The organism is Frigoribacterium sp. PvP054, from assembly GCF_040547465.1.
Classification (GTDB): Bacteria; Actinomycetota; Actinomycetes; order Actinomycetales; family Microbacteriaceae; genus Frigoribacterium.
The window spans coordinates 66,739-90,762 of record NZ_JBEPPU010000007.1 but is presented as its reverse complement, the minus strand read 5'-3'; the positions used below and the strand labels follow the sequence as shown (position 1 = coordinate 90,762).

24 protein-coding genes are annotated in these 24,024 nt (G+C 72.8%); 19 read left to right on the top strand and 5 right to left on the bottom strand.

Annotation, left to right across the window (positions count from 1 at the left end; all coding sequences use genetic code 11):
- Positions 1-32: 32 nt before the first annotated feature.
- The 4 genes from ABID81_RS10725 to ABID81_RS10710 are packed head-to-tail and all read left to right on the top strand — an operon-like array spanning position 33 to position 4,481.
- The gene (locus ABID81_RS10725) at positions 33-1,283 is read left to right on the top strand and encodes a glycosyltransferase (RefSeq protein WP_354594797.1); all 1,251 of its coding nucleotides are present in this window, start codon (positions 33-35) and stop codon (positions 1,281-1,283) included.
- Entirely contained in the window at positions 1,280-2,533 is a 1,254-nt protein-coding gene (locus ABID81_RS10720) for a glycosyltransferase (protein ID WP_354594796.1), read from the top strand. The genes ABID81_RS10725 and ABID81_RS10720 overlap by 4 nt, the downstream gene beginning before the upstream one ends.
- A complete protein-coding gene (locus tag ABID81_RS10715) occupies positions 2,530-3,648 on the top strand; it encodes a glycosyltransferase (protein ID WP_354594795.1) in 1,119 nt (372 codons plus the stop codon). The genes ABID81_RS10720 and ABID81_RS10715 overlap by 4 nt, the downstream gene beginning before the upstream one ends.
- Complete coding sequence (locus ABID81_RS10710; protein WP_354594794.1) at positions 3,645-4,481, top strand: glycosyltransferase family 2 protein; 837 nt, start codon at positions 3,645-3,647, stop codon at positions 4,479-4,481. Before ABID81_RS10715 ends, ABID81_RS10710 begins: the two co-directional genes overlap by 4 nt.
- A 57-nt stretch (positions 4,482-4,538) precedes the next feature.
- Here ABID81_RS10710 and ABID81_RS10705 read toward each other — a convergent pair whose 3' ends face one another.
- The gene (locus tag ABID81_RS10705; protein WP_194594512.1) at positions 4,539-4,823 is read right to left on the bottom strand and encodes a hypothetical protein; all 285 of its coding nucleotides are present in this window, start codon (positions 4,821-4,823) and stop codon (positions 4,539-4,541) included.
- A gap of 154 nt (positions 4,824-4,977) precedes the next feature.
- Here ABID81_RS10705 and ABID81_RS10700 point away from each other — a divergent pair, with 154 nt between their 5' ends.
- The 9 genes from ABID81_RS10700 (at position 4,978) to ABID81_RS10660 (ending at position 14,825) form a co-directional block, all read left to right on the top strand.
- Positions 4,978-5,307, top strand: a complete 330-nt coding sequence (locus ABID81_RS10700; protein ID WP_354594793.1) for a hypothetical protein — start codon at positions 4,978-4,980, stop codon at positions 5,305-5,307.
- A 113-nt stretch (positions 5,308-5,420) separates the two neighbouring features.
- Positions 5,421-6,791 carry an LCP family protein gene (locus ABID81_RS10695; RefSeq protein ID WP_354594792.1) on the top strand — a complete coding sequence of 457 codons (1,371 nt, stop codon included), beginning with the start codon at positions 5,421-5,423 and terminating at the stop codon, positions 6,789-6,791.
- A 141-nt stretch (positions 6,792-6,932) separates the two neighbouring features.
- Positions 6,933-7,070 (top strand): hypothetical protein, encoded by a 138-nt coding sequence (locus ABID81_RS10690; protein ID WP_354594791.1) that lies wholly within the window; start codon positions 6,933-6,935, stop codon positions 7,068-7,070.
- Entirely contained in the window at positions 7,067-7,156 is a 90-nt protein-coding gene (locus ABID81_RS10685; RefSeq protein ID WP_354594790.1) for a potassium-transporting ATPase subunit F, read from the top strand. Before ABID81_RS10690 ends, ABID81_RS10685 begins: the two co-directional genes overlap by 4 nt.
- Positions 7,156-8,829 (top strand): potassium-transporting ATPase subunit KdpA, encoded by a 1,674-nt coding sequence (kdpA, locus tag ABID81_RS10680; protein ID WP_354594789.1) that lies wholly within the window; start codon positions 7,156-7,158, stop codon positions 8,827-8,829. The genes ABID81_RS10685 and kdpA overlap by 1 nt, the downstream gene beginning before the upstream one ends.
- A 2-nt stretch (positions 8,830-8,831) precedes the next feature.
- Positions 8,832-10,985 carry a potassium-transporting ATPase subunit KdpB gene (kdpB, locus tag ABID81_RS10675; RefSeq protein ID WP_354594788.1) on the top strand — a complete coding sequence of 718 codons (2,154 nt, stop codon included), beginning with the start codon at positions 8,832-8,834 and terminating at the stop codon, positions 10,983-10,985.
- 30 nt (positions 10,986-11,015) lie between these two features.
- Complete coding sequence (kdpC, locus tag ABID81_RS10670; protein WP_354594787.1) at positions 11,016-11,621, top strand: potassium-transporting ATPase subunit KdpC; 606 nt, start codon at positions 11,016-11,018, stop codon at positions 11,619-11,621.
- A 4-nt stretch (positions 11,622-11,625) separates the two neighbouring features.
- On the top strand, positions 11,626-14,139 hold the full coding sequence (locus tag ABID81_RS10665; RefSeq protein WP_354594786.1) for a DUF4118 domain-containing protein: 2,514 nt from the start codon (positions 11,626-11,628) through the stop codon (positions 14,137-14,139).
- Positions 14,136-14,825, top strand: coding sequence for a response regulator transcription factor (locus ABID81_RS10660; protein WP_354594785.1), 690 nt, complete (start codon positions 14,136-14,138; stop codon positions 14,823-14,825). The genes ABID81_RS10665 and ABID81_RS10660 overlap by 4 nt, the downstream gene beginning before the upstream one ends.
- Before the next feature lie 58 nt (positions 14,826-14,883).
- On the opposite strand, the gene sigK is transcribed toward ABID81_RS10660, so the two are convergent.
- From sigK to ABID81_RS10640, 4 genes are all read right to left on the bottom strand, one after another.
- Positions 14,884-15,474: an ECF RNA polymerase sigma factor SigK gene (gene sigK, locus ABID81_RS10655; RefSeq protein ID WP_354594784.1), complete on the bottom strand. Its 591-nt coding sequence runs from the start codon at positions 15,472-15,474 to the stop codon at positions 14,884-14,886.
- Between the two features lie 787 nt (positions 15,475-16,261).
- Positions 16,262-16,972 carry a hypothetical protein gene (locus tag ABID81_RS10650; protein ID WP_354594783.1) on the bottom strand — a complete coding sequence of 237 codons (711 nt, stop codon included), beginning with the start codon at positions 16,970-16,972 and terminating at the stop codon, positions 16,262-16,264.
- A 214-nt stretch (positions 16,973-17,186) separates the two neighbouring features.
- Positions 17,187-17,423 carry a hypothetical protein gene (locus ABID81_RS10645; protein ID WP_354594782.1) on the bottom strand — a complete coding sequence of 79 codons (237 nt, stop codon included), beginning with the start codon at positions 17,421-17,423 and terminating at the stop codon, positions 17,187-17,189.
- A gap of 149 nt (positions 17,424-17,572) precedes the next feature.
- Positions 17,573-18,223: an NAD(P)-dependent oxidoreductase gene (locus ABID81_RS10640; RefSeq protein ID WP_354594781.1), complete on the bottom strand. Its 651-nt coding sequence runs from the start codon at positions 18,221-18,223 to the stop codon at positions 17,573-17,575.
- 61 nt (positions 18,224-18,284) lie between these two features.
- On the opposite strand from ABID81_RS10640, the gene ABID81_RS10635 reads away from it, so the two are divergent.
- The 6 genes from ABID81_RS10635 to ABID81_RS10610 all read left to right on the top strand — a co-directional run bounded on the left by ABID81_RS10635 (position 18,285) and on the right by ABID81_RS10610 (position 24,010).
- On the top strand, positions 18,285-18,887 hold the full coding sequence (locus tag ABID81_RS10635; RefSeq protein WP_354594780.1) for a TetR/AcrR family transcriptional regulator: 603 nt from the start codon (positions 18,285-18,287) through the stop codon (positions 18,885-18,887).
- A gap of 99 nt (positions 18,888-18,986) precedes the next feature.
- The gene (locus ABID81_RS10630; protein ID WP_354594779.1) at positions 18,987-20,219 is read left to right on the top strand and encodes a DUF2254 domain-containing protein; all 1,233 of its coding nucleotides are present in this window, start codon (positions 18,987-18,989) and stop codon (positions 20,217-20,219) included.
- Between the two features lie 152 nt (positions 20,220-20,371).
- Positions 20,372-21,613 carry an FAD-dependent monooxygenase gene (locus tag ABID81_RS10625; protein ID WP_354594778.1) on the top strand — a complete coding sequence of 414 codons (1,242 nt, stop codon included), beginning with the start codon at positions 20,372-20,374 and terminating at the stop codon, positions 21,611-21,613.
- Between the two features lie 47 nt (positions 21,614-21,660).
- Complete coding sequence (locus ABID81_RS10620; protein WP_354594777.1) at positions 21,661-22,128, top strand: MarR family winged helix-turn-helix transcriptional regulator; 468 nt, start codon at positions 21,661-21,663, stop codon at positions 22,126-22,128.
- Between the two features lie 156 nt (positions 22,129-22,284).
- Positions 22,285-22,716 carry a LexA family protein gene (locus ABID81_RS10615; RefSeq protein WP_194594501.1) on the top strand — a complete coding sequence of 144 codons (432 nt, stop codon included), beginning with the start codon at positions 22,285-22,287 and terminating at the stop codon, positions 22,714-22,716.
- Positions 22,709-24,010 carry a Y-family DNA polymerase gene (locus ABID81_RS10610; RefSeq protein ID WP_354594776.1) on the top strand — a complete coding sequence of 434 codons (1,302 nt, stop codon included), beginning with the start codon at positions 22,709-22,711 and terminating at the stop codon, positions 24,008-24,010. The genes ABID81_RS10615 and ABID81_RS10610 overlap by 8 nt, the downstream gene beginning before the upstream one ends.
- Positions 24,011-24,024 lie beyond the last annotated feature (14 nt).

Below are 24,024 nucleotides of genomic sequence, written 5' to 3'. Positions count from 1 at the left end.
GCGGGCGACCTGATCACGCCGAGGAGGCTCCGATGACCCACGACGCCCCGATGTCGCCGTCGACCACGGCCACGGCAGCCGCCGAGCGGCCCCGCGTCGCCTCGTCGCACGCCGGTCCGATCCGGGTCGCCTCGGTGCCCGCCGGCCACCCCTACGTCCGCTCGCTGCTGGACCCCGGCGACGCCGCGGGCCGCGTCGTCCACCTCGACGACCCGCTGCCCGACCCCGCCGAGCCGACCCGCTGGTGGCCTCCGGTCGTGCTCGACGCCGACTGGTTGCGGGCGCACGCCGACGAGGTCGACCTGCTGCACGTCCACTTCGGCACGGAGTCGTACCCGACCGGGCACCTCGTCGCCGTCGTCGAGGCCCTCCGCGAGCTGCGCCTGCCGCTGGTGTACACGGTGCACGACCTGACCAACCCGCAGCTCGTCGACCAGGCGCCCCACCTCGAGCACCTCGACGTGCTCGTGCCCGCCGCCGACGAACTGATCACCCTGACGGACGCGGCGGCCGACGAGGTCGAGGCCCGCTGGGGTCGCCGCCCCACCGTCATCGCCCACCCGGCCATCGTCGACCCCGGGCTCGACGACGCCTCCGACGTCGACCTGCCCGTCGGCACCCCGGGCGACGAGATCGTCGTCGGCGTCCACCTGCGCGACCTGCGGCCGAACGTCGCGGGCGACGAGACCGTCCGCACCCTGCTCGCCGCGGTCGCCGCCCTGCGCGCCACCGGTGCCCCCGTGGAGGCGCGGGTCGACCTGAACGAGCGGGTGCGAGACCCCGAGCAGGCGGCGCGCGTGCGCGAGCTCGTCCGGGCCGCGGGCCCCGGGGCGACCCTCGTCGAGCACCCCCGCCTCGACGACGCCGCACTCGAGCGCTCGCTCGCCGACCTCGACGTCTCGGTGCTGCCCTACCGCCACGGCACCCACTCGGGCTGGGTCGAACTGTGCTGGGACCTCGCCGTGCCGGTCGCCGCGCCCCGCGTCGGCCACGCCGCCTCGCAGCACCCCGAAGCCGGGGCGACCGCGTCGTTCGACCTCGGCGACCCCGCCTCGCTGGCGGCCGCCGTGATCGCCCTGGTCAGCCCGCGGGCCCTCGACGAGACCGCCGACGCCCACGACGACCCGACCCGCGTCCCGGCCTCGCGCCGCGGCACGGCTCACCGGGTCGAGCTGCGACGACGCCACCGCCGGCTGCGACGGCAGCAGCGGCACGACGTGGCGGCCGCGCACCTCGCGGTGTACGAGCGCGCCCTCGCGACGGTCGCGGCGGTGACGGCGTGACCCGCGCCTCCCGGCCCCTGCGCATCGTCGTGGTGGCGCCGCTGCGCTACCCGATCCGCGAACCGTTCGCCGGCGGCCTCGAGTCGAGCGTCCACCACCAGGTGCGCACCCTGCGCGAGCGCGGCCACCGCGTGACCCTGATCGCGACCGAGGGCTCGGACCACCTCGACCAGAGCCCGCCCGAGTTCGTGCTGCCCGCCGTGGTCTTCGACGACCCCGCCGAGGCGACCGACACGACCTACCCGGCCGGGTACCTCGAGCGGGCCCTGCCCGCCCTCGAGCGGGCCCTGCAGTACGTCGCCGACCACGCCGACGACTACGACCTGGTCGACAACCACAGCCTGCACGGCGTCCCGCTCGCCCGGGCCGACCGCATCGGGGTGCCGATGGTCAGCACCCTGCACACGCCGACGCTGCCCGACATGCTCGCCGCGCACCGCTCGTCCGACGGGCCGCGCAGCCGCTTCGTCGCCGTCAGCGGCCACACCGCGGCCGCCTGGGCGACCGAGGGCGTCGAGGCGACCGTGCTGCCGAACGGGGTCGACACCGACCGCTGGGGCTTCGGCCCGGGCGGCGACGACCTCGTCTGGTCGGGGCGCATCGTCCCCGAGAAGGGCCTGCACCTGGCCCTCGAGGTCGCTCGTCGCGCCGGACGACGACTCGTCATCGCCGGCCGCATCGGCGACGTCGACTACTTCGAGACCGAGGTCGCACCGCACCTCGGCGTCACCGCCCACTACGTCGGCGAACTGCGCCAGCCCGAGCTGGCGGCCCTCGTCGGCCACAGCGGCTGCGCCCTCGTCACGCCCGTGTGGGAAGAGCCCTTCGGCCTCGTGATCGCGGAGGCGCTGGTCACCGGCACGCCGGTCGTCTCGTTCGCCGTCGGGGGAGTCCCCGAGGTCGTGGCGGGCTCGGTCGGGGCCGCCCTCGTCCCCGCCGGCGACCTCGACGGCATGGCCCGTGCCGCCGACGACCTCCTGCGCCGCGTCGGGACGGACGCCGCCGCCCGCCGCACGGTGCGGCAGGACGCCGTCGACCGGTTCTCGCTCCGGGCCCGCGCGGCCGTGCTCGAGGGCCTGTACGCCGACGTCGTGGCCTCGGACGTCCGGGTGCCCGGGGTCGTGACAGCGGCCGGGGTGCCGACGGACGCGACGACCGTCGGGGGCCGGCAGCGCGCCTCCTCGTCCCTCGCCGGCGGACTGTCCACCGTCCGGCCGGTGGGATCGGGCCGACGCGTGGTGACGGCGTGACCGCCCGCCCGCTGGTCGGTTGGTACGTGCACCACCACGGTGCCGGCCACCGCACCCGGTTCTCGGCCGTCCGACCCCACCTCGACGCGGACGTCGTGGTCTTCAGCTCGCTCGGGGCCCCGGCCGCCCTGCCGGACGACACGACCTGGGTCGAGCTCGAGCGCGACGACGCCCCGACCACGGGCGCCGACGGGGTGGTGCGTCACCCCGCCGACGCCTCGCCGACCGTGGGCGGCCTGCTGCACTGGGCCCCCGTCGCCCACCCCGGCCACACCGCCCGCCTCGGCCGCATCGCGGCTGCCGTCGCCGGTGCCGCCGCCGACGGCCGCCCCTTCGACGCGATGGTCGTCGACGTCTCGGTCGAGGTGACTGTCTTCGCCCGTCTGCTCGGCGTCGAGGTCGTCGTCGTGTCGCAGCCCGGCGACCGGACCGACGAGCCGCACCGCCTGGCCTACGACGCCGCCTCGCGCGTGATCGCGCCCTGGCCCGCCGGCTCGCACGACTCGACCGCCCTCGACCGCCTCGCCCTGAAGGTGCGCTGGGTGGGCGGCATCTCGCGGCAGGACGGGCGCGGGGCCGAGGAGTCGGGATCGTCGTCGGTGGTGCCCGGCAGCGTGCTCTTCGTCGGCGGCGCCGGCGGCAGCGACCACGACGACCTCGCGGCGTCGCTCGCCCGGGCCGCCCGCGCGACTCCCGGCACGACCTGGTCCACCCTCGGGCTGGACCGGTGGGTCGACGACCCCCGGGCCGAGATGGCCGCGGCCGAGGTGATCGTGACCTGGGCCGGACAGAACACCGTCGCCGACCTCGCCGCCCTCGGGGCCCGGGCCGTCGTCGTGCCGCAGAGCCGTCCTTTCGACGAACAGCTCACCACCGCCCGGGCGCTCGACCGCGCCGGGCTCGCCGTCGTCGCCTCGTCGTGGCCCGCCGACGACGAGTGGCCGGCCCTGATCGAGCGCGCCCGCGGGCTGCGCCCCGACTGGTCGACGTGGCAGGTGGACGGTGCGGCCGCCCGGGCGGCGGCCGTCGTCGCCGAGGTCGCCGGGCGCGACGCGGCACGACCCGCCGGCGACCCCGTCGCCCACCCCGACGCCCTGGCCGGAGCCCTCTCGTGACCGTCGTCGTCGTGACCCTCGCCTCGGCCACCCGCATGAAGCACGTCGCCAACCAGATCCGCTTCGTCCGTCGGGTCGCCCCCGACGCCGGCCACGTGGTGGTCTGGCTCGACGAGACGCCGGCCCCCGACGTCCCGGCCCTCGCCGGGGTCACCACGCTGCACGTGCCCCCGGGCCCCGAGGGGCTCCGCCTCGCCGCCGGCCGCAACCGCGGGGCCGACACGGCGATCGGACGCGGCGCGACCCTGGTGGTCTTCCTCGACGCCGACTGCGTGCCGGGCGACGACCTGTTCCCCCTCTACGAGCGCGCCGCCGACGCGCACCCCGGCGCGCTGCTGAGCGGTCCGGTCACCTACCTGCCCGAGGGCTTCGTGCTCGGCACGGGTGAGGGCCTCGACGAGGCGACGGCGCCGCACGCGGCGCGGCCCGCGCCTCCCGCGGGTTCGACGGTGGTCGCCGGGGCCGACGACTACCCGCTCTTCTGGTCGCTGTCGTTCGCCGTCACACCGGCCACGTGGGCGAGGATCGGCGGCTTCGACGAGCGCTACGAGGGCTACGGTGGCGAGGACACCGACTTCGCCTACACGGCCCGCTCGCTCGACGTGCCGCTCGTCTGGGTCGGCGGCGCCCATGCGTACCACCAGCACCATCCGACCTCGTCGCCGCCGTGGCGGCACCTGCCCGACGTCGTCCGCAACGGAGGGCTGTTCGCCGAGCGGTGGGGCGAGTGGCCCATGGGCGGTTGGCTCGAGGCGTTCGAGCGCGAGGGTGCCGTGCGCCGCACCGACGACGGGGGCTGGGCCCTCGTCGACGGGCCGGGCGTCCCGCGCTGACCGTGCGGGACGCACCCGTAGGTCAGCGCTGACCGTGGGGACGCACCCGCCGGCGCGTCAGTCGAGCTTGCCCTGGTCCGACGACTTCTTGTGGGCGATCGCGTCGCGTTCGGCGGCGAGCGACGCGACCGTGGCCGGATCGAGGGCGTCGTAGTCGACGAACGGGTCGGGCTGGCCCGTCTTGTCGGCGACGACGGCGGAGTACGCCGACACGGCGAGTCGCAGCTTGGCGGTGGCCCGCCCGGCGCGCTTGCTCGACAACGGTTTCTCTTGCATGACCTTGCGGTGGTGGTCGAGCGCCTCGACGAGGTCGCGGTGGGCCGTCTTGAGCTTTTTCGCCATGGGACGATCATGCCCACCCCACGTCGATCTGCCAACACGACCCCGGCGACGGGGGACCGACCGGGGGACAGCCGTGGGTGGGGGCGAGACGTGCCCGAGGTGCTTTCACAGCGCGTGGCCACACTCCCGTAACCTGCCGGGCGGACCATCAGACATGATCTCGCTGACCGGAGTGATCCGCCCCACCGACGAGGTGGCCGTGCTGCACGTCGTCGAGCAGAAGCTCCGGCGGCACTTCCCGGCGCTGAGCGCCGCGTCCGAGGTGCTCGTGCTGCAGGCCTGGGGCCTGCCCGTCCGGGTCACCGAGCAGCTCGCCCGGCTGCGCCTCGACGTCGTCGTGGGCGACCGTGCCGAGGCCGAGACGTTCCGCGACACGGTCGGTGCCGAGCTGCGGGGCTGGTCGGGGTCCGGGTCGCTGCGGGTCGACTGGACCGAGGACGTTCTGCCCGCGGTCGCACCCGTCACCCTCGGCGAGGCCGGCTGAGCGCACCCGACCGGGGTCGCCGGCGACGCGACCTCCGGGTCCTCGTGGCCCGCGCCTCCTAGGATGCTTGACGACGGGGGCCGGCCGGGCCACCGCCCACCGAGGGAGTGACGATGGCGGACGACGCACGACGGGGCCCCGCGCTCGACGACGCTCCCGACGACGGAGGCGCGGTGCGGGCCGGCGGCATCGCCCGCCACGGTCGCCTCCGCCGGGGGCACCCCGTGGCCTTCGCCGCGAAGGTGACGGCCGCGGCGCTGGCCGTCGTGCTGGTGAGCACCACGTCCGTCGCCGCCATCGCGACCTGGCAGGTGCTGCAGACCGCGGCACCGACCGTCTCGTTGACCGGCCCCGACGGGTCGACGGCGACCCCCGTGCCGCAGCTGACGGCGCAGACCGGCGAGGTCAACCTGCTGCTCATCGCCACCGACACCCGCGAGGGCCAGGGCGCCGGCTTCGACGACCCGGCCAACCTGCAGGCCAGCAGCGGCGTCGGCAACAACGACGCGAACCTGCTCGTCCACATCTCCGAGGACCACACCAACATGGCCGTCGTGAGCTTCCCCCGCGACCTGATCGTGCCCATCCCCGCGTGCGAGGGCGACGACGGCAGCGTGACGCCGGCGACGGACGCGGCACCGCTCAACGAGGCGTTGCGGCGCGGCGGCGAGCAGAACGGCCTCTCGTGCGTCGCCCGGACGATCTCGGAGCTCACCGGCGTCCAGGTGGACTACGCGGGGGCCATCAAGTTCGACGGCGTGGTGGCCATGGCCGACGCGGTGGGCGGCGTCGACGTGTGCCTCGCGACGCCCATCAAGGACGACGACGTCGTGCCGGCCCTCGACCTCGAGGCGGGCACCGTCAACCTGACCGGCGCCGAGGCCGGGTCGTTCCTGCGCTCGCGGCACGGGGTCGGCGACGCGAGCGACCTCGGGCGCATCAGCAACCAGCAGACCTTCCTGTCGGCGCTGGCGAGGCAGACCGTGTCGGCGGGCACCCTGACCGACCCGACGAAGGTGCTGGCGATCGCCCGGGTCGCGTTCGCGAACATGACCCTCAGCGACACGCTGGCCGACGCGGCGACGCTGGCCAAGCTCGGCCTCGCCGTCAACACGGTCGGGCTGTCGAACATGGTGTTCGTGCAGTACCCGGCGGTCGACGCCCCGTGGAACCGCAACAAGGTGATCCCCGACGAGGGTCCGGCGGCGGTGCTGAACGACGCCCTGCAGCGCAACCTGCCGCTGACCCTGTCGGCCGACAGCCTGGGCCGCTCGGCGGTGCTCGACCCCGACGCACCGGCGTCGTCGGCCCCGAGCAGCCCGTCGGCGACGCCGACCGACGAACCGACCGACGAGCCCACGACGCCGACCGGCGACGCGACCGGTGACACGGCGACCGGCACGCCGGCCCCGACCGCGGCCGCGCTGCCCGACAGCGTGACCGGCCAGTCCGCCGACCAGGTCACCTGCGCCAAGCGCGACTGACGGTCGCCGCTCGACCGCCGCTCGACGACCTCGGGGCGGGCACCCGTGTGGTGTCCGTGAGGATCGGCGCGTCGAGCGTGAGGAAGTCGTGAGGAGCGCCGGGACGGCCCCCACCGGGGTGTCTACTGACTCGCTGTGCCCATGAGGGGCACCGGGCCGCTCGGCCCGCCGATCGTCCTTCCTCTTGGAGTCGTAGTGCTCGACATCGTGTACGTGCTCGCCGTCATCGCTGTGTTCGCAGTGGTGTCCCTCGTCGCGAAGGGGGTCGAGAAGCTGTGATCGTCTTCAGCATCGGGGCCGCCGTCCTCGCCGTGGCCGCCCTGGCGTACCTCGTGTACGCGCTCGTGAAGCCCGAGGAGTTCTGATGGACGCGTTGTCCGGCGTCCTCCAGATCCTCACGGTCGTCGTCGTGCTGGTCGTCGTGTACCGGCCGCTCGGCGACCACATGGCCCGCATCTTCACGACCGCGAGGGACGCCCGCGTCGAACGCGGCTTCTACCGGCTCGTCGGGGTCGATCCCGCGTCCGAGCAGACCTGGCCCGCCTACCTGCGCGGCGTCCTGACCTTCTCGCTCGTCGGGGTCCTCTTCGTCTACGCGATCCAGCGCCTCCAGGCGTTCCTGCCGTACTCGCTGGGCTTCCCGGCCGTCCCCGAGGGGCTCTCGTTCAACACCGCCGCCTCGTTCGTGGCCAACACCAACTGGCAGTCGTACTCGCCCGACGTGACGATGGGCTACGCCGTGCAGGTCCTCGGCCTCGTCGTCCAGAACTTCGTCTCGGCGGCCGTCGGCATCGCCGTGGCCGTCGCCCTGATCCGCGGGCTCGCCCGGGCGAAGAGCGGCACGCTCGGCAACTTCTGGGTCGACCTGACCCGGTCGATCACGCGGCTGCTCCTTCCGCTCGCCGTCATCGCGGCCGTCGTCCTCCTCGCCGGAGGCGTCATCCAGAACGTCGCGGGCTTCACCGACGTCACGACCCTCACCGGTGGCACCGCGACGATCCCCGGCGGGCCCACGGCCTCGCAGGAGGCGATCAAGCTGCTCGGCACGAACGGCGGTGGCTTCTTCAACGCGAACAGCGCGCACCCGTTCGAGAACCCGACCCCCTGGACGAACGTCCTCCAGGTCCTGCTCATGCTCGTCATCCCGTTCTCGCTGCCCCGCACCTTCGGGCGCATGGTCGGCTCGACGAAGCAGGGCGTCGCCATCGCCGCCGTCATGACGACGATCTTCGCGGTCTCGCTCAGCGCCATGACGTGGTTCGAGCTGCGGGGCGCCGGCACGGCGACCCAGCTCGCCGGCGGCGCGATGGAGGGCAAGGAGGCGCGGTTCGGCATCTGGGGATCGACCCTCTTCGGTTCCACCTCGACCCTGACGTCGACGGGTGCCGTCAACTCGATGCACGACTCGTACACCGCCCTCGGCGGCATGATGGCGATGCTGAACATGATGCTCGGCGAGATCGCCCCCGGCGGTGTCGGGTCCGGTCTCTACGGGATGCTCGTCCTCGCCGTGATCACCGTGTTCATCGCGGGCCTGCTCGTGGGGCGCACCCCCGAGTACCTCGGCAAGAAGATCGGGCCGCGCGAGATCAAGCTCGCCAGCCTGTACATCCTGGTCACGCCGACGATCGTGCTGGCCTTCACCGCGCTGAGCTTCGCGATCCCCGCGGTGCGCGCCGACGTCGAGGGCACGTCGATCTGGAACGCGGGCCTCCACGGCTTCGGCGAGGTGCTCTACGCCTTCACCTCCGCCGCCAACAACAACGGCTCCGCCTTCGCGGGACTGACCGCGAACACCCCGTGGTTCAACACCACCCTCGGCGTCGCGATGCTGCTCGGCCGGTTCGTGCCGATCGTGCTCGTGCTCGCCCTCGCCGGCTCGTTCGCCGCTCAGGACAAGGTCCCCGCCACCGCCGGCACCCTGCCCACCCACCGCCCGCAGTTCGTGGGCCTGCTCACCGGCGTCTCGGTGATCATCACCGCGCTGACCTACTTCCCCGTCCTCGCACTGGGACCGCTCGCTGAAGGGCTGCAGTAACCATGTCCGTCGTCACCGACACACCCACCACCGACCACGAGGGCGACCACGCCCCGACGAACCGAGGCGGCGCGTTCGGCGCAGCCCAGCTCGTCGCGGCCCTGCCCGGCGCCCTCCGCAAGCTCGACCCGCGCGAGATGTGGCACAACCCCGTCATGTTCATCGTCGAGTTCGGCGCCGCCTACACGACGATCCTCGCGATCGCCGGCCTCTTCACCGGTCCCGAGGCCTCGGGCGGCTCGCCCGTCCCCGGCTCCTTCACCTGGGCCATCGCGATCTGGCTCTGGCTCACCGTCGTCTTCGCCAACCTCGCCGAATCCGTCGCCGAGGGCCGCGGCAAAGCGCAGGCCGAGACCCTCAAGGCCACCCGCACCAGCACCACCGCCCAGCGCGTGGCGTCGTACGACGCGACGTCCGACGCGGGTGCCGAGCGCGCCTCCCTGGAGTCCGTCTCGTCGGCCGACCTCACGCTCGGCGACACGGTCGTCGTGACCGCCGGCGAGTTGATCCCGGGCGACGGCGACATCGTCTGGGGCATCGCGAGCGTCGACGAGTCGGCCATCACCGGCGAGTCGGCCCCGGTGATCCGCGAGTCGGGCGGCGACCGCAGCGCCGTCACCGGCGGCACCCGCGTGCTCTCCGACCGGGTGGTGGTGCGCATCACGAGCAAGCCGGGCGAGACGTTCGTCGACCGCATGATCCGCCTCGTCGAGGGTGCGGCCCGGCAGAAGACGCCGAACGAGATCGCCCTGAACATCCTGCTCGCCAGCCTGTCGATCGTCTTCGTCGTCGTGACGCTGACGCTGAACCCCATCGCGGCCTACAGCGACGCGTCGGTGAGCATCCCGGTGCTGATCGCCCTGCTCGTCTGCCTGATCCCGACCACCATCGGAGCCCTGTTGAGCGCCATCGGCATCGCCGGCATGGACCGCCTCGTGCAGCGCAACGTGCTCGCCATGTCGGGGCGCGCGGTCGAGGCCGCCGGCGACGTGACGACGCTGCTGCTCGACAAGACCGGCACCATCACCTACGGCAACCGGCAGGCGGCCGAGTTCACGCCCCTCGAGGGCGTCGCCCGGGCGGAACTCGTCGACGCGGCCGCCCGGTCGTCGCTCAGCGACCCGACCCCCGAGGGCAAGTCCATCGTCGACCTCGCCCTGACGACGGGCTGGCACGACGCCGAGGGTCAGCACGGCGAGATCGTGCCCTTCACCGCCCAGACGCGCATGAGCGGACTCGACCTGCCCGACGGCACGCAGATCCGCAAGGGCGCCGGCAACTCCCTCATCGCCTGGGTCGAGGAGGACCGTCGTCTCGCCAGCACCGAGCACGACGAACTGCAGACCCGCATCGACGAGATCTCGAACGCCGGAGGGACCCCCTTGGTCGTCGCGATCAAGACCACGTCCGCCGACGCCCGCGTCCTCGGCGTCGTGTACCTCAAGGACGTCGTCAAGACCGGTCTGCGCGAACGCTTCGCCGAACTGCGCAGCATGGGCATCCGCACGGTCATGATCACCGGCGACAACCCGCTGACCGCCAAGGCGATCGCGGCCGAGGCCGGCGTCGACGACTACCTCGCCGAGGCCACCCCCGAGGACAAGCTCGCCCTCATCCGCCGCGAGCAAGAAGGAGGCGCGCTCGTCGCGATGACCGGCGACGGCACGAACGACGCGCCGGCGCTCGCCCAGGCCGACGTGGGCGTGGCCATGAACACGGGCACCTCGGCCGCCAAGGAGGCCGGCAACATGGTCGACCTCGACAGCGATCCGACCAAGTTGATCGACATCGTCCGGATCGGCAAGCAGCTGCTCATCACGCGCGGCGCGTTGACGACCTTCTCGATCGCGAACGACGTCGCGAAGTACTTCGCCATCATCCCCGCGATGTTCGCCGGGGTGTTCCCGGGGCTGGGGCTGCTGAACGTCATGCAGCTGAGCTCGCCCGCGTCGGCGATCCTCTCGGCGATCGTCTTCAACGCGCTCGTCATCGTCGTGCTCATCCCGCTCGCCCTCCGGGGCGTCAGGTACCGGGCGGCCTCGGCGTCGTCGATCCTGTCGCGCAACCTCCTCGTCTACGGGCTCGGCGGCGTCGTCGCCCCCTTCGTCGGCATCAAGATCATCGACCTCGTCGTCAGCGTCATCCCCGGCTTCTAGGCCGGACGACCAGGAAGCGAGAAAGAGACCATGAACACACGCACCCTCCTCCGTCAGTACGGCGTCGCCCTCCGCGCCATGCTCGTCTTCACCGTCGTCCTCGGCGTGGCCTACACGGCGGTCGTCACCGGGATCGGCCAGCTCGCCCTCCGCGGCGAGGCCGACGGCTCCGCCGTGAGCGTCGACGGGCAGGTCGTGGGCTCGTCGCTCATCGGGCAGTCCTTCACCGACGCCGACGGTGCCGCCCTGCCCGAGTGGTTCCAGTCACGGCCCTCCGCAGCCGGAGACGGCTACGACGCCTCGGCGTCGAGCGGCAGCAACCTCGGACCCGAGAACGACGACCTCGTCGCCGCGATCGACGAACGCCGTGCCGCGATCGCCGAGAGCGACGGCGTCGACCCGGAGGACGTCCCCGTCGACGCGCTGACGGCGTCCGCGTCGGGGCTCGACCCGCACATCAGCCCCGAGTACGCGCGCATCCAGGTCGAGCGCGTCGCCGCGGCACGAGACCTCCCGGTCGCCCGGGTCGAGGCGCTCGTGGAGGCGCACACCCAGGGCCGTGACCTCGGCTACCTGGGCGAGCCCACCGTGAACGTGCTCGAGCTCAACGCGGCCCTGGCCGAGACGGGACGCTGAGGCCGTGAGACGGGGGCGGCTCCGGGTGCTGCTCGGCGCCGCCCCCGGCGTCGGCAAGACCTACACGATGCTCGAAGAGGGAGCACGGCTCGCCCGCGAGGGCAAGGACGTCGTCGTCGCCGTCGTCGAGACGCACGGCCGCGTGGCGACGGCGTCCCTGCTCGGCGACCTCGAGATCGTCCCGCGGACGACGACCCTGCACCGCGGCGTCGAGCTGACCGAGATGGACGTGGACGCCGTCCTCGCGAGGCGGCCCGACCTCGCTCTCGTCGACGAGCTCGCCCACACCAACGCGCCGGGCTCCGTCCGGCAGAAACGGTGGCAGGACGTCCAGGTCCTCCTCGACGCGGGCATCGACGTCGTCTCGACCGTCAACGTGCAACACATCGAGTCGCTCAACGACGTGGTGGAGAAGATCACCGGGGCCGCCCAGCGCGAGACCGTCCCGGACAGCATGCTCCGGAGCGCCGACCAGATCGAGGTCGTCGACCTCGCCCCCCAGGCGCTGCGCGACCGTCTCGCCGAGGGGAACGTCTACCCGGCGGCCCGCATCGACGCCGCCCTGTCGAACTACTTCCGCCTGGGCAACCTCACGGCGTTGCGCGAGCTGGCCCTGCTGTGGCTGGCCGACGAGGTCGACAGCGCCCTCAAGGCCTACCGGGTCGAGCACGGCATCGACAGCAAGTGGGAGGCGCGCGAACGGGTCGTGGTCGCCCTCACCGGCGGACCGGAGGGCGAGACCCTCATCCGTCGTGGTGCCCGCATCGCCGCCCGGTCGTCCGGGGGAGAACTCGTCACCGTGCACGTCATCGCCCAGGACGGCCTCCGCGACGCTCACCCGGGTGCCCTCTCCGCGCAGCGCGCCCTGACCGAGAAGCTCGGAGGCACCCACCACGAGGTCGTCGGTGGCGACGTGCCCGTCGCCCTGGTCCAGTTCGCGAAGGCGATGAACGCCTCCCAGCTCGTGATCGGGGTCAGTCGTCGGAGCCGCGTCGCCGCGGCCCTGACCGGCCCGGGGATCGGCGCCACGGTCGTCCGCGAGTCGGGTGACATCGACGTGCACATCGTGACCCACTCCGCCGCCGGGGGCCGCTTCACCCTGCCCCGGGCAGGAGGCGCCCTGACGCTGCGGCGTCGGCTGCTGGGCGCCGCCCTCGCCGTCGTGCTGGGTCCGCTGGTGACGTGGCTGCTCGTGATGTCCCGCAGCGACGAGTCGCTCACGAGCGACGTGCTCGTCTACCAGCTGCTCGTCGTCGTGGTCGCCCTCGTCGGCGGGATCTGGCCGGCCCTCTTCGCGGCCGTGCTCTCGGGGGTTACGCTGGACTACTTCTTCGTCGAGCCCTACGACAGCATCACCGTCGGCCGGCCCCTGCACCTGCTGACCCTCGTCCTGTACGTCGTCATCGCCCTGCTCGTCAGCTACGTGGTGGACCAGGCCGCCCGGAGGTCCCGTTCCGCCGCGCGGGCGCTCGCGGAGTCCGAGCTGCTCGCGACCGTCGCCGGGGGCGTCATCCGCGGGCAGGACGCCCTGCACGCCCTCCTGTCCCGCACGAGGGAGGCGTTCCGCCTCCGGTCCGTCAGCGTGGTCGGACGGGACGGCGACGTCGTCGACACCGTGGGACCGTCGGACGGCTCGTCCGCCGGTGACGGTGAGACGACGGTCGTCCCGGCGGGCGACGGGGCGCGCCTCGAGATGGTCGGGCCGCCCGTCGCCGCCTCCGAACGGCGCCTCCTGACCGTCATCGCGGCCCAGGTCGAGACCGCCCTCGAACACCGGGCGCTCACCGCGACGGCCGACTCCGCCCGACCCATGGCCCAGGTCGACCAGGTGCGGACCGCGCTGCTCGCGGCCGTGGGACACGACCTGCGACGCCCCCTGGCCTCGGCCACCGCCGCGGTCACCGGCCTGCAGCAGACCGAAGTCGTCTGGGGCGAACGCGATCGCGACGAGCTGCTGACGACGGCCCGCGAGAGCCTCGACGCACTCTCGAGCCTGGTCACCAACCTCCTCGACGTCAGTCGCGTGCAAGCCGGCGCCCTGGCGGTCTCGTGTCAGGCGCTCGACGTCGGTGACGTCCTCTTCGCCGCCGTGGACGAGCTGCAGCCCGGACCGGGGCGACTCGACGTCGAGATCGCCGGCGAGGTGCCGCCGGTCGCCGCGGACCCGGTCCTCTTGCAACGCGTCCTGGTCAACCTCCTCGACAACGCCGTCGAGTACGCCCCCGCCGACGTGCCCGTCCGTCTCACCGCCAGCACCTTCGGCCCCGTGGTCGAGATCCGGGTGGCCGACCGGGGGCCGGGCATCAGCCCCGACCGCCTCGACCTCGTCTTCGTCCCCTTCCAACGCCTGGGCGACACCGACAACACGGCGGGCCTCGGCCTGGGGCTCGCCATAGCCAAGGGGTTCACCGAGGGGATGGGTGGCCACCTCACCGCCGAGGAGACCCCGGGAGGCGGTCTCACCGTGGTCGTGGCACTGCCGGTGGTCGGCGTGCGGACCGGAGGGGCGTCCGCGTGAAGATCCTCGTCGCCGACGACGACCCCCAGATCGTCCGGGCGCTCACTCTCACCCTGGGCGCCGTGGGCTACGACGTCGCGACGGCGGGCGACGGGGCCGAGGCCCTCCGTGCCGCCGTCGACGAGCACCCGGACGTCGTGATGCTCGACCTCGGCATGCCCCTGGTGGGCGGCCTCGAGGTCATCGAGGGGCTCCGCGGATGGTCGAACGTCCCCGTGCTCGTCGTCTCGGGCCGTGCCGGCGCCGCCGACAAGGTCGAGGCGCTCGACGCCGGCGCCGACGACTACATCACCAAGCCGTTCGCCATGGACGAGCTCCTGGCGCGTCTCCGGGCGTTGACCCGTCGGACGTCGCCGACGCCGGACCAGCCGGCCGAGACGTTCGGCGACATCCGCGTCGACTTCGTCGCCAAGAGCGTCGTCCGCGAGCCGGACGAGGCCGTCCGGCTGACGCCGACCGAGTGGCGCATCCTCGAGATCCTCGTCCGGAACCCCGGCCGGCTCGTGACCCGGGAGGACATCCTCACCCGCATCTGGGGCCCGGCGCACAGCAGCGACGGGGGTTACCTCCGCCTCTACGTGTCCCAGCTGCGGAAGAAGCTCGAGGCCGTGCCCGCCCGCCCCCGCTACCTGCAGACCGTCCAGGGCATGGGTTACCGTTTCGTGCCCGACGACCCGGGCAGCTGACCCACGGTCGGCGGTCCGTCGCCCACGCGCCGTCGGGGTCCGGCCCGCCCCCCGTCCGTCAGGCCGCCTCGGTCTCGGTCTCGGCGAGCACTCGTCGGAGCGAGACGAGGGCGCCGCGGATGCGGGTCTTCATCGTCCCGATCGCCACGCCGGCGTCGCGTGCGGCCTCGCCCTGGGTGAGCCCCCCGAAGTACACCGACTCGAGGGCTTGTCGCTGCAGGTCCGTCAGGGCGTGCATGGCTCTCGTCACGCGGTCGAGTTCGACCCGGGTCTCGGCGGTCTCGGCGACGTCGTCGCGGTCGGCGTCGAACTCCCTGATGCCCACGAGGAGGTCCCTGTCCCGGGTGGACTGGGAGGCGCGCACCCGGTCGACGGCGCGGCGGTGTGCCATGGTCAGCAACCACGACGTGGCCCTGCCGCGTGCCCGGTCGAAGCGGGGGGCGGTCTGCCAGGCCTCCAGGAAGACCTCCTGCGTGACCTCCTCGGACTGCGCCGGGTCGACCAGGACCCGCTGGACCAGACCAGCGACGCGGGGTGCCGTGCGGTCGTAGAAGAGGGCGAACGCGTCGCGGTCGCCCTCCGCGACGAGGGTGAGCAGGTCGTCGTCGGAGCGTTCGGTACCCGGGGGCAGCGGAGGTGCGAGAGGCATGGAGTGACGTCCAGGTGGATCGGCGGTCGGGTGGCGTGCCCCCGACGGCACTGCCTGGACTGTATGCGTCTGAATCGAAGTGGTCGCCCCCAGAACGGGGGACAGGGCGCGGATCTGCCGCCGTTCTCGCCTCCGCCTCCGGTCGTGACCCTCACCGAGAACCCCGTTCACGAGGTCGAACCCCGTTTTCTCGGGGTTCGTCTTCGTGAACGGGGTTCGGGTCACCGGGTACGGGGTGTGGGGTGCCGGGCGCCCGGTGCCAGAAACGGGATGCGGGCGCGGTGCGGACGCGCGATGAACCCGGTTTCGAACGATGAACCCAGAAGGAACGGGGTTCATCGTTCGAAACCGGGTTCGAGACTGGTCGGGGTGCGGGGTGCGGGGTGCGGGGTGCGGGGTGCGGGGCGCCGGGCGCGGGGCGCAGGGCGCCGGGCGCCGGGCGCGGGGCGCGGGGCAGGCGCGGGGTGGTCGGGCGGGGGTGATCCGGTACGTGCCGGATCAGTTGCTGGCTGGTCGCGCTGCTCGCCGAGAACCCCGTTCACGAAGATGAACCCCGTTTTGTCGGGGTTCATCTTCGTGAACGGGGTTCGGGGCGTCGGGTCGTTCTGGGGGAACGGGAAAACCCCGCCTCGTGCGGGGGCACGAGGCGGGGTCCACCGGGATCGCCGGCCCCGCCGAGCGGGGCGGGGCCGGTGCGTCGTCACGGAGACGACCCGGGTTCTGGGTTCACACTCTGCGGGCAGGGTGTGAACCGGGGGCCAGGCCGGCGGAGCCGGCCAGACGGGTACTACTCCGTGGCGGCGGTGATCTTCGCGACGCCGACGAGCATCTCGTCCTGGACGGCGTCGGTGTTGAAGGTCTGGTTCAGCAGGGCTGCGGCGTCGGGGCTGATGTGGACGGTGGTGCCCTCGAGGACGGCGTTGGTGCCTTCCATCTGGATGGGCTTCAAGGTGCCGCCCCAGAGGTTGAACAGGTAGGCGTCTTCGGCGGCGACCTGGCCGTTGGCGGTGACGGTGCCGTAGAGCTTGCTCTCGCCCGGGTCGATGCGGAAGTCGGTGAGTTCGACGACGGTGTCGCCGGCGGTCAGCGACAGGCCGGAGCCGTCGTGGTCGATCTCGCCCTGGACGTAGGGGCGGACGTCGCCGTTGGGGTCGTAGTAGTCGACGTTGCCGCCGGTGATGGGGAACGCGAACGTGCCCGTGGCCGAGTCGAAGGTGGCCGAGCCGACGACGCCGGGGGTGAGGCCGAGCGAGGTGAGGGCTTCGACGAAGGACGCGTCGACGGTGACCTGGGTGTCGACGCCGTTGCTGAGGTCGGCGATCGTGGCCAGGGGGGTGGCCTCGGCGGTGGGCTCGGCCGACGCGGAGGTCGAGGTCGAGGAGGTGTCGGTCGCGGTGCCCGAGTTGGACGAGCAGGCGGCGAGGGAGAAGATCAGGGCGCCCGAGGCGGCGATGCCGAAGGCGGCTTTCGTGATGCGCTTGCGAGTGAAGGCGTTCATGGTGAAGCTCCTTGTCTGTTGGTCCCGGTGGGGATGTACAGGGTTCGCCGCCGTGGCCCGGAACGATGGGTCGCACCCCGGGTTCGTTATCCGCTCGTGATCTTCACCCCCGAACGAGGGCCAACCCCACAGGCCCCACCCGACAGGCCCACGCGGGGCGCACGCGCAGGAGGCGCGGTGCCGGCCTCGAGGACCCGCACCGCGCCTCCTCCGGTCAGCTCTGGTCGCGCCCGTCGGGCGTCTCGTCGTCAGGGCGGTCCTCCACGACGGTGATGCCCGGGTTCCAGCCGTGGGCAGTCCACCAGGTCCGCAGGGCGATGCCGATCGACAGGCCGAGGGGAAGGGAGGCGAAGACGACCGCCGACCCGTCGAGGACGATCAGCAGGACGAGGCCGACGACGAAGCCCGCGGCGCAGAGGAGGTAGGTCCGCTCGTTGCTGTGCGTCGACATGTGCGAACCCTAGCCCGAGGCCCGACGGCATCGACGGCATCGACGGACCCGACGGACCCGACGGACCCGACGGGTAAGACGTCGCGGGCGAAGCAGACCGACTCGGCCGACCCGACGTAGGCACCGAAGAGCGGCATGCTCGCGGTGGATCAGCGTCGGCGGTACCTGCTGCCGTCGCAGGTGTGGACCGCCGCGTCGTCGAACAGCAGGCGCAGGTTGTACGTCGCACAATCGACGAAGGTCCCGATGCTGATGACCGAGGCCGAGCGGTGCAGCTCTCCCTTCGACGGGCCGTCCGAGCCGATGCCGGCACGGTGGACCACCCAGTCGAGGTCTCGGGCCTGCTGGTCCAGGTAGCGCATGACGGCCTCGTTGTCCTCGTGCTGACCGACGTACCCCCGGGCGATCGTGCTGCGGACGAGCCGCAGCGGCAGTGCGAGTCGCTTGCCCGGTGCCGCGCTCAGGCCGCCCGCCTGGTAGAGCAGTCGCCGGGTGCCGCTGCGGCGCATGGCCGGGACGAGCTCGCGGACGAACGCCGTGTTCACCTGACGCTCGCGTTGCGCGGCGACGTCGCCGAGCATCATCACCACGGCGTCGACGCCGTCGAGCAGGGCGTCGAGGTCGAGGTCGTCGTCGAGGGCGCCCTGCACGACCTCGAGGTCGTCGTGCTGGATGGTGACCTTCGCGGGCGTGCGGGCCAGGACGCGCAGCCGGTGCCCGGCGTCGAGCGCCAGTCGTGTGAAGTGCTGGCCGGTCTGGCCCGTGCCGCCGAAGACCAGGAGGGAACGTCGATTCGTCATGGCACCAAACTAGGCGATGTCTACTAAATAGGCAATGACTACTTCTGCCTAAGATGGGTTCATGACGCAGCGGCCCTTCCACCACGGGAACCTCCGGGCCGTCCTGCTGGACGAGGCGGCCGCGGTCGTGCGCGAATCGGGTGTGGACGGGCTCTCGCTCCGCGACCTGGCGCGCCGGGCCGGGGTGAGCCACGGCGCGCCGCGAAGCCACTTCGTCCACCGGCAGGCGCTCCTCGACGCCCTCGCCGAGGTCGGCTTCGAGAGGCTCACCGCCGACGTCCGGCGTGCTCTCGACGGGGGAGGAGGGCTGAGGGACCGCTTCCGTCGCGTCGCCCACGCCTACGTCGACTTCGCCGTCGACGACGCCGCCCTGATGGACCTCATGTTCCAGGCGAAGACGACCGACGAACCGGGCACCGTGCGCGAGGCGGCCGCCACCCTCTTCGCGACGCTCGACGCGGCCGTCGGCCCTGCGGTGTCCGACGGGGCCGCCGACGAGTCCCGCGAACTCTTCAAGATGCTCTTCGCCGCGACCATGCAGGGCATCGCGGCGCTCGTCGCCTCCGGTCGCCTCGATCGCTCGGCCGGCGACCTCCTCGTGGACGCGGCCATGGACACCATGCTCGACTCCGAGCTGGGGCGACGCGTGGTGACCGCCCGCTGACCCCGCCCCGACCGACCGTCCGCGCCGTCCGACCGGGCCCGGCCGGGCCGGGCGCGGCCGGGCGGGTCGCAGCGTGGGGCACCGTCTACGCTCGGCGGCATGCTGTCCTTGACCCGCGTGCGGGAGTCCTTCTGGTTCTTGCCCGCGGTGTTCGGCCTCGTGGCGATCGTGCTGGCCGAGGCCCTCGTGACCGTCGATCGCACCCTGCCGACGTCGCTGACCGAGGGCCTGCCGCTGCTGGGTGCCCTCAGCGCCTCCGGGGGGCGGTCGCTGCTGTCGGGCATCGGCACCTCGATGCTGACGGTGGCCGGCACGTCGTTCTCGATCACGATCTCGGTGCTCGCGACGACCTCGTCGACCTACGGCCCCCGCCTGGTCCGCAACTTCATGGCCGATCGCGCCAACCAGTTCGTGCTGGCCACCTTCACCTCGACCTTCCTCTACTGCATCGTCGTGATGCGCACCGTCCACACCGAGGTCGACGACACGAGCGCCTTCGTCCCCGTGATCGCCGTCCACGTCGCGGTGCTGCTGAGCGTGTTCGACGTCGGCGTGCTGGTCTTCTTCATCCACCACATCGCGGGGTCGGTGCAGATCACCTCGTTGCAGGCGAGGGTGCTCGACGACCTCCGGGCCGTCGCCGCGCTCGTCTACCCGACGAGCCCCTCCGACGACGTCGACCAGGAGGCGCGGGCCGGCCTCGCGAGCGACGGTTCCGTCCCGGCCGACGGCGCGGTCGTCCGGGCCGACGCCGACGGCTACGTGCAGACGGTCGCGTGGGAGGCGCTCCGCCGCGTGGCCCTCCGTGCCGGCCTCGTGGTCGAGGTCGTCGCGATGCCCGGCCGGTACGTCATCGTGGGCGACCCGCTCGTCGTGACCAGCGCCTCCCCGGGGTCCGACACCGCCCGTGAGCTCCGGCGCACCGTCACGCTCGGCACCGCCCGGACGCCGCACCAGGACGTCGCCTTCGCCCTGCAGCAGCTCGTCGAGATCGCCGTGCGCGGGCTGGCGTCGGGCAGCAACGACCCGTACACGGCCGTCAGCGCGCTCGACATGTCGGCCGGGGTGCTCGTGCCGCTGTGGCGCCGCGGCGAGCCGGTCACCGCCCTGCTCGGCGACGACGGCACCCCGGTCGTCCTGGTCTCGTGGCCGTCCGTGGACGAGCTCGTCGACTCGCTGTTCGACACCGTCCGCACCTACGCGCTCGACCAGCCCGCCGTGCTCGCGGCGGCGCTTCGCCTCATCGCGCGCCTCGACGACGCCGCGGGCCCCGCCCGGACCGGCCGACTGGCCGAGCACGAGACGGCCGTCCGGGGTGCGCTCGCGAGCTGAGCACCACCGGCCCGGCGGGTGGTGACCTGCCCGCCGATCGTCGACGAGTGGCCGGTGACGAGCTGACCGAGTCCTCATTCACTGTGAAGTGACTTCATGGTGAAGTTAAAGGGGTAGGTTGGCGGGACGGCACCACCGACGGAAGGCATCCCATGTCCACGACCCGACGTCCCACCCCGCGTCCCACCCCGCGTCGCGCTCCTCGCGTCCTCGTCACCGGCGCGAGCATCGCCGGTCCCGCACTCGCCTGGGGTTTGGCGAAGTCGGGCTTCGACGTCGTCCTGCTCGAGAGGTCCGCCACCCCTCGCGAGACGGGCCAGAACATCGACGTGCGCGGCCTCGGTCGCGAGATCCTGACGCGCATGGGCGTCGAGGAGGTCGTCCTCGCGAACCTCACCGGCGAGGAGGGGACCCGCTTCGTCGACGAGGGTGGACGCCCCTACGCCGTGTTCCCCCGCGAGGAGGGGCAGGACGGCCCGACCGCGGAGGTCGAGATCCTGCGCGGCCGCCTCGCGGGCATCCTCGTCGACGTCGTCCCGGCCGAAGTGGAGCGCCGCCACGGCGACTTCGTGAGCGGCGTCGACCAGGACGCGACCGGCGTGGACGTCACCTTCGACGGCGGCACCCGGGAGCGCTTCGACCTCCTGCTGGTCGCCGAGGGGCGCAGCTCACGCACCCGGCGCCTCCTCTTCTCCGACGAGACCGAGCTGCGCGACTTCGGCGTCAGCATCACCTACGGCACCCTCGACCGGCACCCCGACGACGTCGACACCTGGGACTGGTTCACGGGCACGCGGGGGCGCGTCGCCTCCGTCAGGCCCGACGACGAGGGCACGATCCGCGCGAGCATGTCGTTCGCGTCCGAGCCCATGGGCTTCGAGAACCTGCCCGTCGACGCCCAGTTGCACCTGCTCCGGGCACGATTCCGAGGTGCCGGCTGGCAGACCGGGCGCATCCTCGACGGTTTCTCGGCGCGCCCCGACGAGTTCTACACGCAGCGGATGGAGCAGGTCGTCATGTCGACCTGGAGCAGGGGGCGGGTCGCGCTCGTCGGCGACGCCGCCTGGGGGTCGGGCCCGACGGGCATGGGCACGACGCTGTCGCTGGTCGGCGCGCACGTCCTCGCGGGCGAGCTGGCGGCGACCCCCGACGAGCCCGAGCGGGCCTTCGCGAGCTACGAACGGCACTTGCGCCGCTACGCCGACAGCGCCCAGGGCCTGCCGCGCGGCGGGGCCCGAGCGCTCCACCCCTCGACGGGCGTGGGACGGACGGCGGTCCGGGTGTCGCACCGCGTCGCGGCGTCGAGTCCGGTCCGGAAGTTCTTCCAGGCGAACCTGCTGACGAGCGAGAAGCACGTCCCGGTCCTGGCGGACTACCCGCACCTGCGGGCCTGAGGCCCGACGGGGCCGCGGCCTGCCGCCCGTCGATGAGAGGATCGAGCATGACGACCGCGAGACGGCACCTGCTCGAGGCGCTCCGGCACTACGCCCTCAGCTATCAGGAGTCGACCCGTCAGCTCGCCCGTCGGATGGACCTTCCGACGGTGGACGGCACGGCCCTGGGCGAGATCCTCTGGGCCGAGCACGAAGGAGCCGCGCTCTCACCGGGTCGACTCTCGACGCGCGTGGGCCTCACGTCGGGTGCGACCAACGCCCTCGTCAACAGGCTCGAGGCGCGGGGGCTCGTCTCGCGGAGTCGGGAGAGCGACGACCGCCGTGTCGTCACGCTCCGCACCACGGAGGTGGCCCGGCAGCGTGCGGCGGTCTTCCTCGATCCCTCGGCGGCCGCCCTCGAGGCGGCACTCGACGAGTACGACGACGTCACGCTCGAGCTCGTCGGTTCGATGCTCGGGCGGTTGGCAGCCGTGCTCCCGGTCGCCGGTCCCGACGGGCCCCCGCACACCCGGTGAGCCGTTCCGGCTCCGACGATGTCGGTGGCGTGACGTAGCGTCCTCGGTGGGAGGCGTGATGAGAGACCACCGGCAGCCGACCGCGCGAACCGGCGCGCGCCTCCTCGGCGACCCCTCGGGCTCCGCCGAGCCCGCCTCCGACGGCGTGGTCGCGCCGTGACCGTGGTCGTCGGTCCCGTCGGCGGCGACGAACGGCCCGACCACCTGCTGCCGCAGCAGGCCTCCGAGGCCGTGCACGCCGGCTTCCCGTCGCCGGCCCAGGGGTACTACAACGGGCCGGTCGACCTCAACCGCCACCTGATGCGCGACCCGACCGCGACGTTCCTCGTGCGGGTGAGCGGCGACAGCATGACTGGCGCAGGCATCTTCGACGGCGACGAGCTCGTCGTCGACCGCGGGCTCGACGCCCACGACGGCAACGTGGTCGTCGCCGTCGTCAACGCCGAGCTGACGGTCAAGCGCCTGTCGTACCGGCAGGGGCAGATGGTGCTGAGCCCCGAGAACCCGGCCTACCCCGAGATCGTGCTCTCCGAGCTCGACGAGGCCACGATCTGGGGCGTCGTGACGCGGTGCCTGCACCGTGTCTAGGTCCACGACGTCCGAGCGCAGCATCGCGATCGTCGACGCCAACAACTTCTACGTCTCGTGCGAGCGCGTGTTCGACCCCTCGCTCGAGGGCAAGCCGGTGGTCGTGCTGTCGAACAACGACGGCTGCGTCATCGCGCGCTCGCAAGAGGCGAAGGCCCTGAACGTCGACATGGCGGCGCCCTGGCACAGCATCGCCCCGATCGCGGCGATGCAGGGCGTCGTCGCGGTCTCGAGCAACTACGAGCTCTACGGGGACATGTCGGCGCGGTCGGCCGAGATCCTGAGCCGGTACACGAGCGACCAAGAGGTCTACTCGATCGACGAGTCGTTCATCGAGCTGACCGGCACGCTCGACGAGACGATCGCCCAGGCCCGCGAGATCCGACGCGCGATGCGCAAGCTGATCGGCCTCCCGGTCAGCATCGGCATCGCACCGACCAAGACCCTGGCGAAGCTCGCCAACCGCGGCTCGAAGCAGAACGCCGCCCTGGCCGGCGTCTGCAACCTGGGCAGCTACACGCCCGACCGGCAGACCGCCATCCTGGCGAGCGTCGACGTCGGCGACGTCTGGGGCATCGGCCGCCGGACGGCGAAGAAGCTCGCGCCCCTCGGCGTCCACACGGCGGCCGACCTGCGTGACGCCGACGCCGCCCGCATCCGCACGCGCTTCGGCGTCGTGCAGGCCCGGGTTGTCCACGAGCTGCGCGGGGTCGACTGCCTGCCGATCGAGCAGGTGCAGCCCGAGCGCGAGCAGATCTACCACTCGCGGTCCTTCGCGGTGCCGATCACGACGGTGACCGAGCTCGAAGAGGTGCTGTCGGTCTACACGCAGCGGGCCGCGGCGCGGTTGCGGAAGCAGGGCTCGCTGACGCGCCTGATGCGCTGCTTCACGGCCACGTCGCCCTTCTCCGACAGCGCCGCCCACACGAACCACTCGGTGTCGGTGGCGTTCCCCGAGCCCACCGACGACGCCGCCCTGTTGTACCGCTCGGCCATCGCCGCCCTCGGCCCACAGCTCGAAGCCGGCAAGCGCTACGTCCGGGCCGGGGTCACCCTCATGGAGCTCACCCCGCGCGACGAGCACGCCAGCCTCGACGTCTTCGGCGACGGCGACGCGACGCCGCCGGCCTACGGCGCGGTCATCGACCGCATCGCCGGCAAGTTCGGCGAGGACACCCTCGGCCTCGGCGTCGCAGGCCTCCGCCACCGCCGCGGCTGGTCGATGAAGCGCGACATGGTCTCGCCCCGCGCGACCACCCACTGGGACGAGCTGGCGACGGTGAAGGCCCGGTAGGGCGGACGCGCGGC

Coding starts and splice junctions, on each gene's coding strand:
- ABID81_RS10725 (WP_354594797.1), top strand. CDS start 33: ATGACCCACGACGCCCCGATGTCGCCGTCGACCACGGCCACGGCAGCC.
- ABID81_RS10705 (WP_194594512.1), bottom strand. CDS start 4,823: ATGGCGAAAAAGCTCAAGACGGCCCACCGCGACCTCGTCGAGGCGCTC.
- ABID81_RS10700 (WP_354594793.1), top strand. CDS start 4,978: ATGATCTCGCTGACCGGAGTGATCCGCCCCACCGACGAGGTGGCCGTG.
- ABID81_RS10695 (WP_354594792.1), top strand. CDS start 5,421: ATGGCGGACGACGCACGACGGGGCCCCGCGCTCGACGACGCTCCCGAC.
- ABID81_RS10690 (WP_354594791.1), top strand. CDS start 6,933: ATGAGGGGCACCGGGCCGCTCGGCCCGCCGATCGTCCTTCCTCTTGGA.
- kdpA (WP_354594789.1), top strand. CDS start 7,156: ATGGACGCGTTGTCCGGCGTCCTCCAGATCCTCACGGTCGTCGTCGTG.
- kdpB (WP_354594788.1), top strand. CDS start 8,832: ATGTCCGTCGTCACCGACACACCCACCACCGACCACGAGGGCGACCAC.
- kdpC (WP_354594787.1), top strand. CDS start 11,016: ATGAACACACGCACCCTCCTCCGTCAGTACGGCGTCGCCCTCCGCGCC.
- sigK (WP_354594784.1), bottom strand. CDS start 15,474: ATGCCTCTCGCACCTCCGCTGCCCCCGGGTACCGAACGCTCCGACGAC.
- ABID81_RS10650 (WP_354594783.1), bottom strand. CDS start 16,972: ATGAACGCCTTCACTCGCAAGCGCATCACGAAAGCCGCCTTCGGCATC.
- ABID81_RS10645 (WP_354594782.1), bottom strand. CDS start 17,423: ATGTCGACGCACAGCAACGAGCGGACCTACCTCCTCTGCGCCGCGGGC.
- ABID81_RS10640 (WP_354594781.1), bottom strand. CDS start 18,223: ATGACGAATCGACGTTCCCTCCTGGTCTTCGGCGGCACGGGCCAGACC.
- ABID81_RS10635 (WP_354594780.1), top strand. CDS start 18,285: ATGACGCAGCGGCCCTTCCACCACGGGAACCTCCGGGCCGTCCTGCTG.
- ABID81_RS10630 (WP_354594779.1), top strand. CDS start 18,987: ATGCTGTCCTTGACCCGCGTGCGGGAGTCCTTCTGGTTCTTGCCCGCG.
- ABID81_RS10625 (WP_354594778.1), top strand. CDS start 20,372: ATGTCCACGACCCGACGTCCCACCCCGCGTCCCACCCCGCGTCGCGCT.
- ABID81_RS10620 (WP_354594777.1), top strand. CDS start 21,661: ATGACGACCGCGAGACGGCACCTGCTCGAGGCGCTCCGGCACTACGCC.